The organism is Caballeronia sp. 11_S32, assembly GCF_056930355.1.
Genome location: NZ_JBXOWH010000003.1, coordinates 2,941,566 through 2,957,179 on the forward strand (window position 1 = coordinate 2,941,566; position 15,614 = coordinate 2,957,179).

Here is a 15,614-nt window from a genome sequence, read left to right on the forward strand (position 1 = left end):
CTTGCCAAGCGGGAACGACACTCCATCGAACGGTGACGCTCACAGTCGTCGGGGGCCTGGCGCCAGGCGTGAAACGGATCGCTTAAAAAAGTCGTGGGGTATTATATGGCAAGATGTTTGGCCCCTCGAATTTATGACGCACATTCCTTCCGACGCCCGCCTGAACCAACTCCGCTCGTGGCTCGACAATTTCACCGGACACTACCGGCTGAACCTCGTGAGTCTCGCTCCCGCCTCCGCCGATGCAAGCTTTCGCCGCTATTTCCGGCTGGAAAGCGATTCGACGTTCGGCAAGACCCTCATCGCCGTCGATGCGCCGCCGCCGGAAAAGTGCCGGGAGTTCGTGCAAGTCGCAGGTCTGCTCGAAGCGGCGAACGTGCACGTGCCAAAAATTCTCGAAGCCGATTTCGACGCCGGCTTCATGCTCGTGACCGATCTCGGCACGACGACTTACATTTCCGTTCTCGACGAGAAAAACGCGCGTCCTTTGATGCGCTCCGCGATCGACACGCTGATCCAATTCCAGCAAACCGCGCGCGAAGGCGTGCTGCCGGTCTTCGACCAAGCGTTTCTGCGCCGCGAGATGGAACTGCTGCCCGAGTGGTTCATCGGCCGCCATCTGGGCCGGGAAGTCACCGCCGACGAGCGCAAGACGCTCGACGAAACGTTCGCGCTGCTCGTGCAGAGCGCGCTCGCGCAGCCGCAAACCTTCATGCTGCGTGACTACATGCCGCGCAATCTGATGGTGTGCGAGCCAAATCCCGGCGTGCTGGACTTCCAGGACGCGGTGTACGGCCCGATCACCTACGACATGGCGTCGTTGATGCGCGACGCGTTCATCAGCTGGGACGAAGAGTTTCAGCTCGATTGCGTCGCCTATTACTGGGAGCGCGCGAAGAAAGCCGGGCTTCCGGTCGATCCGGATTTCGGCGAGTTCTACCGCCAGCTCGAATGGATGGGCCTGCAGCGCCATATCAAGGTGCTCGGTCTTTTCGCGCGCATTCACTATCGCGACGGCAAGCCGCGTTATCTCGCCGATCTGCCGCGCTTCATCGGCTATGCGCGCAAGGTCGCCGAGCGCTATGCGCCGCTGTGGCCGTTCGCGCGGCTGCTCGATTCGCTGGAAGGCCGCGCGGTCGAAGTCGGCTATACCTTTTAAATCACGATGACGCACGCTTTGAAAACGGCGATGATCTTCGCCGCCGGACGCGGCGAACGCATGCGCCCGCTCACCGATACCTGTCCGAAACCGTTGCTCGAAGCCGGTGGCAAGCCGCTCATCGTGTGGCAGATCGAGCGCCTCGCGGCGGCAGGCGTGCAAACGATCGTCATCAATCATGCGTGGCTCGGCGAGCAGATGGAAAAGGCGCTCGGGCGTGGCTCGCGTTGGGGCGTCGAATTGCGCTATTCGCCCGAGACCGAGGCGCTGGAAACGGCGGGCGGCATCGCGCAGGCGCTGCATCTGATCGGGGATGGCGTGTTCATCGCGGTGAGCGGCGACGTCTTCTGCGATTTCGATTACGCGACCTTGCGTGACCGCGCCACAGCGCTGGAAACACGCGACGAACCCGGCATGCATCTCGTGATGGTGCCGAACCCGCCGTTTCATCCCAAAGGCGATTTCGCTTTGCACGACGGCACGCTCGCGCTCGATGGCGAGCCGCGCTTCACCTTCGGCAACATCGGCCTCTACGACACGCGCATGTTTCGCGATCTCGCACCCGGCACGCGCCGCGCGCTCACGCCTTACTACCGCGCAGCCGTCGCGGCGGGACGCGCGAGCGGCGAGCTTTACACAGGCCGCTGGGAGAATGTCGGCACGCCCGCGCAGCTGGAAGCACTCGACCGAGAACAGCGCAGCCGCTGAGCGCCCGGGAATGGGACGCATCCGATGGTAAAATGCGCGGTTCTCCCGTCTTTTCCTTCCTGCGGCACGCAATCATGTCCGATACCCGTCCCGATACCCTCTTTGCGCTCACCGCGCTCTCGCCGCTCGACGGCCGCTACGCCGCCAAGACCGAAGCCCTGCGCGACTGGCTCTCCGAAGCCGCATTCATGCGTCATCGCGTGACGGTCGAAATTCACTGGCTGATCGCGCTGTCGCGTGCGGGCTTCGCGGAAGTGCCGCGCTTTTCCGAAGCGTCCGAGCAGTTCCTGCTGAGCCTCGCCGAGCGCTTCACCGCGCACGACGCCGCGCGCATCAAGGACATCGAGCGCGTCACGAATCACGATGTGAAGGCCGTCGAATACTGGCTCAAGGAGTCGGTCAAGGGCCAGCCGGAACTCGAACGCGCCAGCGAGTTCATCCACTTCGCGTGCACGTCGGAAGACATCAACAACACATCGCACGGACTGATGCTCGCCGGCGCGCGCGAGCGCGTGATCCTGCCCGCGCTGCGCTCGGTGCATGAACGCCTCGTGAAGCTCGCGCATGCGCACGCCGAGCAGCCGATGCTCTCGCGCACGCACGGCCAGCCCGCCAGCCCCACGACGCTCGGCAAGGAAATCGCCAACGTCGGCGCGCGTCTCGCGCGTGCGATCCAGCGCATCGAGAAAGTCGAGCTGCTCGGCAAGATGAACGGCGCGGTCGGCAACTTCAACGCGCATCTGTCGGCGTATCCGGAGTTCGACTGGGAAGCGTTCTCGAAGGATGTCGTCGAGAATCGCCTGAAGCTCACGTTCAATCCATACACGATCCAGATCGAGCCGCACGACTACATGGCCGAACTGTTCGACGCCGTCGCGCGCGCAAATACGATCCTGCTCGACCTCGATCGCGATGTCTGGGGCTATATCTCGCTCGGCTACTTCAAGCAAAAGACGAAGGCCGGTGAGATCGGTTCGTCGACGATGCCGCACAAGGTCAATCCGATCGATTTCGAAAACTCCGAAGGCAACCTCGGCCTCGCGAACGCGACGCTGCGCCATCTCTCGGAAAAGCTGCCGGTGTCGCGCTGGCAACGCGATCTGACGGATTCGACCGTGCTGCGCAACATCGGCGTGGCGTTCGGCTATTCGCTGCTTGCGTACGACGCGCTGATCCGCGGCCTCGACAAGCTGGAAGTGAACGCGGCTCGCCTGAACGAAGACCTCGACAACACGTGGGAAGTGCTCGCGGAGCCGGTTCAGACGGTGATGCGCCGCTATGGCATCGAGAATCCGTATGAGCAATTGAAGGAGCTCACGCGCGGCAAAGGCATCACGCGCGAGGCACTGCAGACTTTCATCGGCGGACTGGCGATTCCGGCCGATGCGAAGAAGCTGCTGCTTGAGATGACGCCCGGCTCGTATATCGGCAAGGCCGTCGAACTGGCGAAGCGCATCGCTTAAAGATCGCGCGGCATCGCACCAATGAGAAAGGCCCCGCGTCTCGCGACGCGGGGCCTTTTTCTTGATCGAAGCGCCAATCAGTCGCGCGTCTTGAGTTCCTCAATCACGATATCGACGATCTCCTCGGGCGTATGCTCGATGCTCACGATGATCGCCTCGTCCTCACCCGGTGGTTCGAGCGTATCGAGCTGGCTCTGCAGCAGCGACGGTTCGAAGAAGTGGCCCGTGCGCGATCCAAGCCGCTCGTGCAAAACCTCGAACGTGCCTTCGAGATAGACGAAGCACACGTCCTTGTCGCCCTCGCGCAGGATGTCGCGATACGAACGTTTCAGCGACGAACACGTGAACACGGCTGTCTCACCCGCGCGCTGCTTTTCCTCGATCGCGGCGCGAATCGTCCTCAGCCACGGCCAACGGTCGTCGTCCGTCAAAGGGATGCCCTTGTGCATCTTTTCCTTATTCGCGGCGCTGTGAAACGCGTCGCCATCGGTGAACGAACATTGCAAGCGTTCCGCCAGCAGTTCGCCGATCAAAGACTTGCCGGCGCCCGACACGCCCATCGCGATCAAAATCATCTGATTCTCCTTAGACGAACGCCGCAAGCACGAAGGTCAAACCGAGGCCCATCAGGGAAATGATGGTCTCGAGCAACGACCACGTCTTGAACGTTTGTCCGACCGTCATCCCGAAATACTCTTTGATCAGCCAGAAGCCGCCATCGTTCACGTGCGAAAAAATCAGCGAGCCGGAGCCGGTGGCGAGCACCAGCAGTTCCGGACTCGTGTGGCCGCCGGCCGCGGCGGCGATCGGCGCGACAATGCCGCAGGCGGTGGTCATCGCGACGGTCGCCGAGCCGGTGGCCAGGCGGATCAGCGCGGCGACGAACCAGCCGAGCAAGAGCGGCGACAAGTTCGCCTGCGACGCGGTGGCGACAATCTGCTGGGAGATGCCGCTATCGCGCAGAACCTGGCCGAAACCGCCGCCCGCGCCGACGATCAGCGTGATGCCCGCGATCGGCGCGAGACATTCGCCGCAGAACTTCTGGATCTGCTCGCGATTGAAGCCGCGTGCCGCGCCGAAGGTCCAGAAGCTGACCAGCACGGCGATCAGGAGCGCCATGTCCGATTGTCCGATGAAGCGCAGCAGATCGTTCGGCAGCGTCTTCGGCGCGAAGACCAGATCCGCCCAGCTTCCGACCAGCATCAGAATGACCGGCAGCAGAATGGTGAACAGCGTGATGCCGAAGCTCGGCAGATCGCGCTTCGTCTGCGTATCACCGTGCTTTTCGGTGAACTGGTCGGCGAGCGCGTTCGCATCCGGCAGCTTGATGTATTTGTGGATCAGGAGCGCGAACAGCGGACCCGCGACGATCGCTGTCGGCACGCCGACGATCAGGCCGTAGGCAATCGTCTTGCCGATATCGGCGTGATATTGCTGCACCGCGAGCAGCGCGGCCGGGTGCGGCGGAATCAGGCCATGGACGACCGAGAGGCCGGCGACCATCGGCAGGCCGATCAACAGCAGCGATTTGCCGGTGCGTTTGGCGACGTTGAACGCGATCGGAATCAGCAGCACGAAGCCGACTTCGAAGAACACCGGCAAGCCGACGATGATCGCGACGACCATCATCGCCCAGTGGATGTTCTTTTCGCCGAACAGATGGATCAGCGTATTCGCGATGCGCTCGGCGCCGCCCGATTCGGCCATCATCTTGCCGAGCATCGTACCCAGACCGACCACGACCGCAATGTGACCGAGCGTGTTGCCGTTGCCGGTTTCGAACGACTTCACGATTTTGTCCATCGGCATGCCGACCGCGAGGGCCAGCAGCACGGACACGATCATGAGAACGAGGAACGGGTAAACCTTGTAGCGCGCGATCATCAGAATTAGAACCGCGATCGCGATCACTGCGTAGAGCAGCAGCATGCTCCCGTGGACAGCCGGCATGATGCCTCCTTTGATTTCGTTGAGATTTTTTTGCGCAGGGAATGCGTTTGCCGTCGCTGCACTGCACATCTACAACGTCCGGCAAGCGCAATCACGGCGCTGGGCAACGGAATTTTACTTGTAAGCGTGGAAGTCGACTCGAAAACGCGCGCGGGGAGCGAAAGTTTCGGATGTAAGAAAGCCGACGCCCGGTTGAGACGTCGGCCCGACTTGCACAAACCGTGATGATTGTCTACGCGCCTAGCCTGGAGCCCGCGGCTGCCGGAGCGCATCGGAAGGTTATGTCGCGCGGGTTGTTGCGGCCCTGATCGCCCTGCACGCCATCGACTGCCTGGAGGAGTACGACTTGTCGATCCTTGCAGACTCGCGCGGCCGCGGCCATGCACGAGCGTTGCGATTCGAACAGGCCCGGGCACGTGCCGCGATAGGCCTCGGCGTGCCCTGCGATGTTGACTTGGCGGGTCGTGTAGGTCAAACCCACATCGGTCGAACATGCGGAGAGCACGCCGATCGCAACTGGCCGCGTCCGTGCATTGAAACTAGGATTGGGAGAAATCCGAGGAGGACTTACCGAAGAGGCTTCAAGACGAGCGATTCCAGCAAACCACCATACGCGTTCACCAACTCCGCGTTTTGAGGCAAATTGCGGTCAATCGGTACACGCTGCGCATCCCGATATTGCGCCAGTTGCGAATCGTGATTTTCTATCCCGTCAACCACGCGCCGGGCACCAGCCTTCACATCGTTATTGGCGTAGTAATAGCCGAGATCCGTGCGCAACGTAGCGTTATGCACGAGCGGATAACCTTGCCGGCACACCTCGAGGTAAAAATAGCTCACGGGTTTTCCCCCTAATGCGAAACGATGACGTCCGTGCGCTCTGCAAAGAAGGTCGCGTGTCGAATCTTCCGAGAAAAACGGCCTTTCGCTGATGAACGATATCGAGCTGGTTCATCAGCGCGATGAACTCCTTGCAGTGGGTCACTAGGTGCTGCGCATTCGTCACCTGCAACAATTCGATCATCTCTGGCCGTTCGCGAAAGGCGAGTTCCGCGATGATCGCCGAATAGAGACAGAACAGGACCACGTTGGTGATCGGCTCCATCAGCTCAGTCGCCTGCGACCGTTACGCGGCTGATACTCGCCCGAGTGCGGCAATGCAGCCGTTCGCGCGTTCAGAAACACGGGGCTCCAGATAAAGGGCACGACCTGCGCGGCCGACCTCCGCAGCACTTCGAAATACGGCTGGCTGGTGTTCTCGACCTGCGGAATTATCCAGATATCCTCGTAGCGCTGATTGGAAAAGGTCTTCGCCGGCGCTCAGGCGATCGAAGAGAATGAACTCCATCGCATGGACATATTCGAAGCCGCAGCAATACGAAACGAGATGCACGCCGCGCTGCTTGAGATACTCGGAGGCCATCGGATCGACGTGCCCGCCTAGTTCGATCAGCACGTCGAGATCGTCCTTTGCTTCCTGAAAGGTCCGGGTAGGCCAGCGATTCAGGTCCACGGCAACTTGTCGGTAATCGGAACGTGCGTGGTGTTCATGAGCACCACGCTCTGCACGTTCGGGCAATTTTTGAGTGCTTTTGCCAGAAACACGGCGCTTTGCTTGATGCCGTTGTTCCACAGCGTCTCGGCCTCATGGTGGAGACCGATTACGATACCGATACGCAGCTTCTTCATTGCACTACACTCCATTACCCTGTTGCCCGATCACTGATTCGCCGAATGTCGTCGTCATGCTCTTACGTAGACGGCTTCGATTGCTTCCGTGTACTTCCGCACGTTCTCCTCGTTCTCGGGATCGAGCGTTCTCAGGAACGACTTCGCGGTCGCGCGATAGCTTTCGAGGTTCTGATCGTGTTGCACGAACACACGCTGCAACACCCGGCCACCCTCTTCGCAATCGAAATCGTGATACCGGTACCCGCAATCGCCGATGAGGCGCGAGTTGTGGATCAGCGGGTAGCCGCCGTAGAGCGCCTCGTAATAGATGTAGTTCTGCGGGTTCTCCCATTGGTGGCTCACGACGGCGTCCACTGATATAGGAACGATCTGAGCAAACGGGAAGCGCCCCTCGAACGACCCGAGTCCATGCTTCACGATGTCGAGGCTGTTCGCGAACCCCGCGAACGCCGCGTGATCCTTGAGCTTGAACGTGTTGTACGCATACATGCGCTCGATCATGTCCGGATTCTCCCGATGCGCCACTTCGCAACACAGCATCGGGATATAGCTCGTCTTCACCATGCAGACGTTCGGCTCGAAGATGCCGATACGCCAGCGGCGGCGCCCGGGCTGATAGCCGAACTTCTGCCCTTCCTGCAATTTCGCGACCTCACGGTCGAGCACCACCGGGCTCCGCAAATGCGGCATGAGCTTGACCGGCGCTCGGAACAGCGTCTCGAAATACGGTGCGCAACTGTTTTCGTACTCGGGGAGCGTCCAGACTTCGTCGTAAGGCGCGCCAGAAATCAGCAGCGCGTGCTGCAGGTTGAACACCATGCGCTCGATATCAATCACATAGTCGTTGCCCACGCGCATCGTGATGACCTTGCCTCCGCGCTCGCGGAACTTGATCGACCATTCGCGGTTGAGCTGGGCGCTCATCTCGATCATCACGTCGAGCTTCGTCATGGCCGTTTTCATGTCGATGAGCGGCGCGGGAGAATCGACGAGAAAGCGTTTCGCGTCTTCCGGGCCGCCATCGCCGCTGCCGGCCACGAGATACGTGGATTTGACGCGCGGCGAGTGCTTCAGCAGCATGACCAGGTACAGGCAGTTCTGAAAGATGCCGTTTTCCCAGAGCGATTGCTCGCCCTTGCGAATAAAGATCGATACGCCGACATTCAGCCGCTCCGGCATACGGCTACTGGATTGCTTGTTCATACGCCGAGCTTCGCCCCACTGCGATGACAGAGATGCAGCAACCGGTCCGCGAAGGCGTGCAGGTTGGCTTGATTGAACGGATTGACCGCATCGATGACGCGCTGTGGACGCTGGCGATAAACGGCGAGCGACGCGTCGTGTTCACGCGCGGCGCGCAGCAACTGGCGACCGCCTTCCTGCGCGTTGAAACCGGGGTAGTAGTAGCCCGCGTCCAGCCACTGTGAGTTGTGCACGAGCGGATAGCCGCCGTAGAGCACGTCGAGATACAGATAGTTCTGGTCGTTGCCCCACTGATGCGATACCACCGCGTCGGCGAATTGCGCCATGAAGCCGGCGATGTCATTGCGGCCGTGAAACGTCGCCTTGCTGTCCTTGACGATATTCAGCGAGATGGCCATGTAGGTGAGCGTCGGGTGATCCTTCATGTGCAGCGTATTGAGCACGTGCATATGCGAAACGCTCGAAGGATCGGCGCGATACGCCTCTTCGCAAACGAGCATCGGAATGCTGGACGTTTTGACGACTGAAATGTTGGGTTCGAACATGGCCACGCGGAAACCTTGAGTGTGCGGCGGCCCCTGCAACGCGACATCGGTTCGTTTCTGATAGCCGTACGTGAGTCCAAGCTCATTGACTTCGGCGATGCGCCGTTCGAGAAGCTGCGGATGCCAGATGAACGGAATCAGGTGCACGTCGCAACGATGCAGCGTGCGCATCATCGGGACGGAGAGGCGATCCTTCGGCATCAGCCACACTTCGTCGTAACGCTCCGGTCGCATGAAGTGGACGGGCTTGTCGAACACCGGCGCCTCCACCAGTCCGACATACGGCTGACCGCAGCAGTAATACACCACCTTCTTGCCCCGGGCGCGCATGAGATCGAGCCATTGCGTGTCGAGTGCGCCGCCCATTTCGAATACGACTTCCACTGCGTCGGTCGCTTCCTGAATGCGCATGATGTGCAAACCTTTCGACGCCGTAGCGACTTGCGGTGGCATGGCGTTCTGATCGCCGACATCGATCAGCGAAACGCTTTCCACGAATGGAAGTTTCTGCAGTACTTCAGCAAAAAAGATCACATTCTGACCAAGACCGTTTTGCCAGATGTTCTGACCGTGATGCGTGACGACTGAAATTCCGACTCGAATAGTCACCGGATTTATATCCCAAAAATACGATGATGCGCTTGTAGAAAAGCCGCTGCTTCAATCCTTAGCGATCCGCATCATGCTGCAGCACGCGCGCCGGAGCGGCGCGCTACGATCGCTTCAAAGCCATGCCAGAGAGACGAGAGGGCGATAAGGGTAGCGGCTGCGCCCCTGTATGCATCTTCGATGAGATCAAGTACATAGAATAATCTCTAAATTTAACAATCTTTGAGATTTAATGAGATTAGTCTTATCGCGATGGTGGGCGCAATAAATTGAAGTGGCGTTCACTATTTCGATTCGATTATCAATGTGCTTCAAAAGCTGAATCGAACGGCATCGAAATGCCGTGGACGCCAAATCAATGATCGCAGCATGCGTCTTACAGCAGACATTCAATAAGACGCGCATCTGAATGCATGATGCGGTGAACCGTCAACGCTGGGGAAATGATTCGGCTCGAGGCCAGGCGACGATGAACGTGACGCGATCGACGGCGACCGACTGGTCCGGCGATGCGAAGGATGGGAGCGGAGATGGATCAAGCCGTCCGCAGACGGCGGTTGCCGGAAAACGGCGATGAAAGCGCGACGCGTGGCGTCGCGCTTTCGCGAAGCTTCAGTTGTGCGGCGCGAGTTCGCTCGCGGCACGCGCGAGCCGCGTGACTTCTTCCCAATTCTGCGCCGCCAGCGCGGCTTTCGGCGTCAGCCATGAACCGCCGACGCACACCACGTTGGGCTGCGCAAGGAAGCTCGTCGCGGTCTCCGCCGTGATGCCGCCCGTCGGACAGAATTTCAGATTCGGGAACGGTCCGTAGAACGCCTGCAACATCGGAATTCCGCCCGCCTGCTGCGCCGGGAAGAACTTGACGATCTCGTAGCCCAATTCCATCGCCGTGATGATGTCGCTCGGCGTCATCACGCCCGGGAGGAGCGGCAGACCGGCATCCTGCGCGGCTTTGTGCATGTCCCTGGTGAGACCGGGCGACACGCCGAACTGCGCACCCGCCTTCTTTGCCTGGGCGCAGTGCTCGGGCTTCGTGATGGTGCCTACACCGACGACGATATCGTCCGCCAGCTCGCTCGCGCGCTCGATCGCGCCGATGCCCGCCGGCGTTCGCAGCGTGATCTCCAGCACCTTCACGCCGCCCGCGTGCAGCGCGCGCGACACGTGTTCGCCCTGCTCGACCGTTTCGAAAGCGAGGACCGGAATCACCGGCCCGAGACGCACGATTTCACTCACCGTTTTCATTTGTTGCGACTCCTGGTCTTTGATGCGGCACCTGTTCCATCGGTCCGCGGGTTTCTCTCAGATTCGAGCGCGTGCGCACTCAATGCGCGGCGTGCGCCTTGTTCAGCGCCGACGCCGCCGCGCGCGCGTTGTCGCGAAGCGCGTTTCTTTCCTGCGTGTTCGCCGCGCCGTTCGCCTGCCCGTCCTGGCCGGCCGATGCGCCGATCAGCGCGCCGAACACCGAAGCGCCCTCTTCCGCCGGCAGCGCCGCGCTACGGAACACGCCGAACAACTCGCGCCCGAAGCCTGCTTCGTTCTCCGCCTGGTTCCGCGGCGCTTCGACCACGCGCGCTTCCCACTCGCTCGCGCCGATCTCGATGTCGAGCACGCCCGCGGGCGCGTCGATGACGAGCATGTCGCCGGTGCGCACCTTGCCGAGCGGACCTTGCAGCAGCGCTTCAGGCGACACGTGAATAACAGCCGGCACCTTGCCCGACGCACCCGACATGCGACCGTCCGTCACCAGCGCGACATGGAAGCCCTGATCCTGCAACACGCCGAGAAGCGGCGTCAACCGATGCAGCTCCGGCATCCCGTTCGCGCGCGCGCCCTGGAAACGCACGACGGCGACGAAATCGCGCTTCAGTTCGCCCTTGTCGAACGCTTCCTGCACTTCTTCCTGCGAATTGAAGACGATGGCCGGCGCCTTCACCACGCGATGCTCCGGCGCCACCGCCGAGATCTTGATCACGCCGCGACCGAGCTTGCCCTGCATCAGACGCAGTCCGCCGTCCGGCTGGAAAGGCTCGCCGATGCCGCGCAGCACCTTGGTGTCGTGGCTTTCCTCAGCGCCGTCGACCCATTGCAGCTTGCCGTCGATGAGCTTCGGCTCCTTCGTGTAATGCGACAGACCACGGCCGACGACCGTCTGCACGTCCTCATGCAGCAAGCCGCCTTCGAGCAGGTTGCGCACGAGGAACGCGACGCCGCCCGCCGCGTGGAAGTGGTTCACGTCGGCCTTGCCGTTCGGGTAGATCTTCGCGAGCAGCGGCACCGCTTGCGAGAGTTCGTCGAAATCGTTCCAGTCGATGACGATGCCCGCCGCACGCGCGATCGCCACGAGATGCAGCGTGTGATTGGTCGAGCCGCCCGTCGCCAGCAGCGCGACGATGCCGTTCACGATGGCCTTTTCATCGACGACATGGCCGATCGGCGTGTAGTTGCCGCGTTCGAATGTGAGATCGAGCACCCGGCGCGCCGCCTCGGCGGTGAGCGCATCGCGCAACGGCGTGTGCGGATGCACGAAAGCCGCGCTCGGCAGATGCAGGCCCATCACCTCCATCAGCATCTGGTTGCTGTTGGCCGTGCCGTAGAACGTGCACGTGCCGTGACTGTGATAGGCCGCCGCTTCCGCTTCGAGCAGCGCGCCGCGGTCGCACTTGCCGGTGGCGAACTCCTGACGCACTTTGGCCTTTTCGTCGTTGGTGAGGCCGCTCGTCATCGGGCCGGCGGGCACGAAGATCGTGGGCAGATGGCCGAATTGCAGCGCGCCGATCGCGAGCCCCGGCACGATCTTGTCGCAGACGCCCAGGCACAGCGCCGCATCGAACATGTTGTGCGTCAGCGCGACGGCCGTGCTCATCGCGATGACTTCGCGCGAGAAAAGCGACAGCTCCATGCCCGCGTTGCCCTGCGTGATGCCGTCGCACATGGCCGGCACGCCGCCCGCGAACTGCGCGATGCCGCCGTGCTCGCGCGCCGCCTGCTTGATGATGTCCGGAAAGCTCTTGTAGGGCGCATGCGCCGAGAGCATCTCGTTGTACGACGACACGATGCCGATATTCGGCTCGCGCACCGCCTTGATCGCGAACTTTTCCTGGCCCTCGAGACCGGCGAAACCGTGAGCGAGGTTCGCGCACGACAGCGCACCGCGAGCCGGAAAATGACCTTGCGCGGCGTCGATGCGCGCGAGATACGCCGCGCGCGTGGCCTTGCTGCGCTCGATGACGCGATCGGTGACTTTTTTGAGTTGCGGATGCGGGGAAACCATCGAAGCTCCTTCGTCTCACTCCCGGCGCGCCTGCCGTCGAGGATTGGGTTTTGGATAGTGCGAGGACCGGCGGTTGACTCTTGTTCTTGATGCTCGTTCCGTGTGCTCGCCGCGCAACGAAATACTAGTAGAAAAACTACATGCTGACAACGGGCTAGGGCATCTATCTGCTCAACCAGCGTTCAAATATCTAGGTTAGCCAGCGGGGCGCCCAGGGAAAACACTGAGAATGTACTACCTAAACATGTAGTATTTGTACAAAGCGGATCATCCGCTATAGTCCGAAGCAATTTTCAGCATAGGCGAGATTTCCGATGTTGCTGTCCCAAGTCGAAGCGATGCGCGAGCAGTTGCGGCCGTCCGAGCGCAAGCTCGCGGATTACGTGCTCGAGGCGCCGCGCGAAGTGCTCGATCTGTCGATGACCGATTTCGCCGCGCGCGCGGGCGTGAGCCAGCCGACCATCGCCCGATTCTGTCAGGCGCTCGGCTTTTCAGGGTTTCGCGAATTCAAGATCCGCCTTGCGCAGAGCGTAGCAGCGGACGTTCCCACCGTTTATCGCGATGTGCGCAGCGACGAGCCGCCGGCGGGCGTCGCGGCGAAGGTGCTCGACCGGACCATCGGAGCGCTGATCCAGGTGCGCAACAGTCTGTCGACGGACAGCGTAGCCGCGGCGATCGAGATTCTGAGCGCCGCGCGGCGTATTGAGTTCTATGGCGCGGGCGGCTCGGGCATTGCGGCGCTCGACATGCAGCACAAGTTCTTTCGGCTGGGCGTGCCGTCGGTCGCCTACGCGGACCCGCATACCTATACGACGTCCGCCGCGCTGCTGGGCGCGAACGATGTTGTCGTCGCGATATCCAACACCGGCCGCACCCGCGACATTCTCGACGCGTGCCGATCCGCGCTGAACGGCGGAGCGAAAGTCATCGCGATCACGCACGGGAATTCGCCGCTTGCGCGCCTCGCGACGGTCGGATTGTTCGCCAATGTCGATGAAGACACCGACATCTTTTCACCCATGACGTCACGCGTTTCGCACCTCGCGATCGGCGATATTCTGGCGGTCGGACTAGCGCTCGCGCGCGGGCCGGAACTGGCGGAGAAGCTCGCCGATGCGAAAGGCGTGCTGGAAAGACGGCGGGTCGGGATTTAGCGGCCGCGCGTCGATCTGGCGAATGCTCGCGCCGCGCAGTGAATCGGGCGCTATCAGAACGGCTTGATCACGACCAGCAGCGTCGCGCCGAGCAGCCCGAGCACCGGCAGCTCATTGAACATCCGGTACCACTTGTCCGAGCGCCTGTTCTCACCGCGCTGGAACGTGTGCAGCAAACGCCCGCAATACGCGTGATAGGCGATCAGCAACACGACGATCGTCAGCTTCGCGTGCAGCCAGCCCTGCCCCGCGCCGATTCCGGCGACGAGCCACAGCCACAGCCCGCACGCGAGCGCGGGCACCGCGATGAACGTCATGAAGCGAAACAGCTTGCGCGCCATCAGCAGCAGGCGCGCGGTGGCTGCGGGGTCCGTCTCCATCGCGAGGTTCACGAAGATGCGTGGGAGATAGAAAAGCCCCGCGAACCACGAGGCGACCAGCACGATATGCAGCGATTTGATCCAGAGCATCGTTCTTCTTGCTTCTTCTCGTCCGATCGCGCTTATTGACGCACTTCGCCGCGCCCGAGCACCACATACTTGAGCGACGTCAGTCCTTCCAGCCCCACCGGGCCGCGCGCGTGCAACTTGTCGTTCGAAATGCCGATTTCCGCGCCGAGCCCGAATTCGAAGCCATCGGCGAAGCGCGTCGAAGCGTTCACCATCACGCTCGCCGAATCCACTTCGCGCAGGAAGCGCATTGCGCGGTCGTGATCTTCGGTGACGATGGCATCGGTGTGATGCGATCCGTAGGTATTGATATGGTCGACGGCTTCATCGAGACCGCCGACGATCTTGATCGCGAGCACCGGCGCGAGGTATTCCGTGCTCCAGTCTTCCTCGGTCGCATCGACGAGCGCGCCGATGTTCGCCGCTTCGAGCACGCCGCGCGCTTGCCCATCGACGCGCAGTTCCACGTCTTTCGCCTGGTACGCGCGCGCGAGCATCGGCAGCGCTTCCTTCGCGATGCCGCGCGCGACGAGCAGCGTTTCCATCGTGTTGCAGGTGCCGTAACGATGCGTCTTCGCGTTGTCGCAAATGACCGCCGCCTTCGCGAGATCCGCGCGGTCGTCGACGTAGACGTGGCAAATGCCGTCGAGATGCTTGATCATCGGCACGCGCGATTCTTCCATCAGGCGCGCGATCAGGCTCTTGCCGCCACGCGGCACGATCACGTCGACGAACTCGGTCATCGTGATGAGCTTGCCGACCGCCGCGCGATCCGCCGTCTCGACGACCTGCACCGCGTCCTGCGGCAAGCCCGCGGCTTCCAGCCCGACGCCGATCAGCTTCGCGAGCGCCGTGTTGCATTCGAGCGCCTCGGAGCCGCCCCGCAGAATGGTCGCGTTGCCGGATTTGAGGCAGAGCGCGGCGGCGTCGATGGTCACATTCGGCCGCGATTCGTAGATGATGCCGATCACGCCGAGCGGCACGCGCATCTGCCCGACCTGAATGCCGCTCGGCCGAAACTTGAGCCCGCTGATTTCGCCGATGGGATCGGCAAGTGCGGCCACCTGACGCAAGCCTTCGACCATCGTGTTCAGCGCCTTGTCGGAGAGCGTGAGACGGTCGATGAACGCAGCGTCGTGACCCTTTTCGCGTGCGCGGGCGAGGTCGCGCTCGTTCGCCTGCTTCAGCGCTTCGCGCTCGCGCTCGATGGCTTCCGCGACCGCGAAGAGCGCCGCGTTCTTCGCCGCCGTCGACGCCCGCGCCATGGCGCGCGACGCCGTGCGTGCGCGGCGGCCGAGGTCGGTCATGTATTGATCGATGTTCATCGTGAGTCTCTATGTGGCCGCATTCGCAAGGAGCCGAACGCTCAAACGATCATTCTAAGCCGTTGCACGGATTGCAACAGCGC

The 15,614-nt window shown here is 61.7% G+C and carries 12 protein-coding genes and 1 pseudogene; 4 read left to right on the forward strand and 9 right to left on the reverse strand.

From position 1 onward, the window contains the following. Positions 1 to 133 precede the first annotated feature (133 nt). The 3 genes from AC1Z32_RS25485 to purB all read left to right on the forward strand — a co-directional run bounded on the left by AC1Z32_RS25485 (position 134) and on the right by purB (position 3,330). Positions 134 to 1,159 (forward strand): aminoglycoside phosphotransferase family protein, encoded by a 1,026-nt coding sequence (locus AC1Z32_RS25485; protein ID WP_483481513.1) that lies wholly within the window; start codon positions 134 to 136, stop codon positions 1,157 to 1,159. 6 nt (positions 1,160 to 1,165) lie between these two features. Continuing rightward, positions 1,166 to 1,867: an N-acetylmuramate alpha-1-phosphate uridylyltransferase MurU gene (gene murU, locus AC1Z32_RS25490; RefSeq protein WP_483481514.1), complete on the forward strand. Its 702-nt coding sequence runs from the start codon at positions 1,166 to 1,168 to the stop codon at positions 1,865 to 1,867. Positions 1,868 to 1,941: 74 nt separating this feature from the next. Further along, entirely contained in the window at positions 1,942 to 3,330 is a 1,389-nt protein-coding gene (gene purB / locus AC1Z32_RS25495) for an adenylosuccinate lyase (RefSeq protein WP_483481515.1), read from the forward strand. A 77-nt stretch (positions 3,331 to 3,407) separates the two neighbouring features. Here the strand turns inward: purB and AC1Z32_RS25500 are convergent, their stop codons facing one another. The 7 genes and pseudogenes from AC1Z32_RS25500 to edd all read right to left on the reverse strand — a co-directional run bounded on the left by AC1Z32_RS25500 (position 3,408) and on the right by edd (position 12,603). Beyond that, a complete protein-coding gene (locus tag AC1Z32_RS25500; protein WP_062605291.1) occupies positions 3,408 to 3,905 on the reverse strand; it encodes a gluconokinase in 498 nt (165 codons plus the stop codon). 10 nt (positions 3,906 to 3,915) lie between these two features. Next, positions 3,916 to 5,280 (reverse strand): GntP family permease, encoded by a 1,365-nt coding sequence (locus AC1Z32_RS25505; RefSeq protein WP_062605290.1) that lies wholly within the window; start codon positions 5,278 to 5,280, stop codon positions 3,916 to 3,918. A gap of 567 nt (positions 5,281 to 5,847) precedes the next feature. After that, positions 5,848 to 6,969, reverse strand: a pseudogene (locus AC1Z32_RS25510) (DUF2827 family protein). A 54-nt stretch (positions 6,970 to 7,023) separates the two neighbouring features. Next, positions 7,024 to 8,175, reverse strand: coding sequence for a DUF2827 domain-containing protein (locus AC1Z32_RS25515; RefSeq protein WP_483481516.1), 1,152 nt, complete (start codon positions 8,173 to 8,175; stop codon positions 7,024 to 7,026). Then, the gene (locus tag AC1Z32_RS25520; RefSeq protein WP_483481517.1) at positions 8,172 to 9,329 is read right to left on the reverse strand and encodes a DUF2827 domain-containing protein; all 1,158 of its coding nucleotides are present in this window, start codon (positions 9,327 to 9,329) and stop codon (positions 8,172 to 8,174) included. The genes AC1Z32_RS25515 and AC1Z32_RS25520 overlap by 4 nt, the downstream gene beginning before the upstream one ends. Positions 9,330 to 9,941: 612 nt before the next feature. Beyond that, on the reverse strand, positions 9,942 to 10,574 hold the full coding sequence (eda, locus tag AC1Z32_RS25525; RefSeq protein ID WP_062605285.1) for a bifunctional 4-hydroxy-2-oxoglutarate aldolase/2-dehydro-3-deoxy-phosphogluconate aldolase: 633 nt from the start codon (positions 10,572 to 10,574) through the stop codon (positions 9,942 to 9,944). A 79-nt stretch (positions 10,575 to 10,653) separates the two neighbouring features. Next, positions 10,654 to 12,603 carry a phosphogluconate dehydratase gene (edd, locus tag AC1Z32_RS25530; protein ID WP_062605284.1) on the reverse strand — a complete coding sequence of 650 codons (1,950 nt, stop codon included), beginning with the start codon at positions 12,601 to 12,603 and terminating at the stop codon, positions 10,654 to 10,656. Positions 12,604 to 12,917: 314 nt separating this feature from the next. On the opposite strand from edd, the gene AC1Z32_RS25535 reads away from it, so the two are divergent. Next, entirely contained in the window at positions 12,918 to 13,757 is an 840-nt protein-coding gene (locus AC1Z32_RS25535; RefSeq protein WP_062605283.1) for a MurR/RpiR family transcriptional regulator, read from the forward strand. A gap of 53 nt (positions 13,758 to 13,810) precedes the next feature. Here the strand turns inward: AC1Z32_RS25535 and AC1Z32_RS25540 are convergent, their stop codons facing one another. Together AC1Z32_RS25540 and AC1Z32_RS25545 are read right to left on the reverse strand one after the other, a co-directional pair. Further along, entirely contained in the window at positions 13,811 to 14,227 is a 417-nt protein-coding gene (locus AC1Z32_RS25540) for a CopD family protein (RefSeq protein ID WP_062605282.1), read from the reverse strand. Between the two features lie 32 nt (positions 14,228 to 14,259). Further along, positions 14,260 to 15,531: a glutamate-5-semialdehyde dehydrogenase gene (locus tag AC1Z32_RS25545; protein WP_483481518.1), complete on the reverse strand. Its 1,272-nt coding sequence runs from the start codon at positions 15,529 to 15,531 to the stop codon at positions 14,260 to 14,262. Positions 15,532 to 15,614 lie beyond the last annotated feature (83 nt).

Coding starts and splice junctions, on each gene's coding strand:
- AC1Z32_RS25485 (WP_483481513.1), top strand. CDS start 134: ATGACGCACATTCCTTCCGACGCCCGCCTGAACCAACTCCGCTCGTGG.
- murU (WP_483481514.1), top strand. CDS start 1,166: ATGACGCACGCTTTGAAAACGGCGATGATCTTCGCCGCCGGACGCGGC.
- purB (WP_483481515.1), top strand. CDS start 1,942: ATGTCCGATACCCGTCCCGATACCCTCTTTGCGCTCACCGCGCTCTCG.
- AC1Z32_RS25500 (WP_062605291.1), bottom strand. CDS start 3,905: ATGATTTTGATCGCGATGGGCGTGTCGGGCGCCGGCAAGTCTTTGATC.
- AC1Z32_RS25505 (WP_062605290.1), bottom strand. CDS start 5,280: ATGCCGGCTGTCCACGGGAGCATGCTGCTGCTCTACGCAGTGATCGCG.
- AC1Z32_RS25515 (WP_483481516.1), bottom strand. CDS start 8,175: ATGAACAAGCAATCCAGTAGCCGTATGCCGGAGCGGCTGAATGTCGGC.
- eda (WP_062605285.1), bottom strand. CDS start 10,574: ATGAAAACGGTGAGTGAAATCGTGCGTCTCGGGCCGGTGATTCCGGTC.
- edd (WP_062605284.1), bottom strand. CDS start 12,603: ATGGTTTCCCCGCATCCGCAACTCAAAAAAGTCACCGATCGCGTCATC.
- AC1Z32_RS25535 (WP_062605283.1), top strand. CDS start 12,918: ATGTTGCTGTCCCAAGTCGAAGCGATGCGCGAGCAGTTGCGGCCGTCC.
- AC1Z32_RS25540 (WP_062605282.1), bottom strand. CDS start 14,227: ATGCTCTGGATCAAATCGCTGCATATCGTGCTGGTCGCCTCGTGGTTC.
- AC1Z32_RS25545 (WP_483481518.1), bottom strand. CDS start 15,531: ATGAACATCGATCAATACATGACCGACCTCGGCCGCCGCGCACGCACG.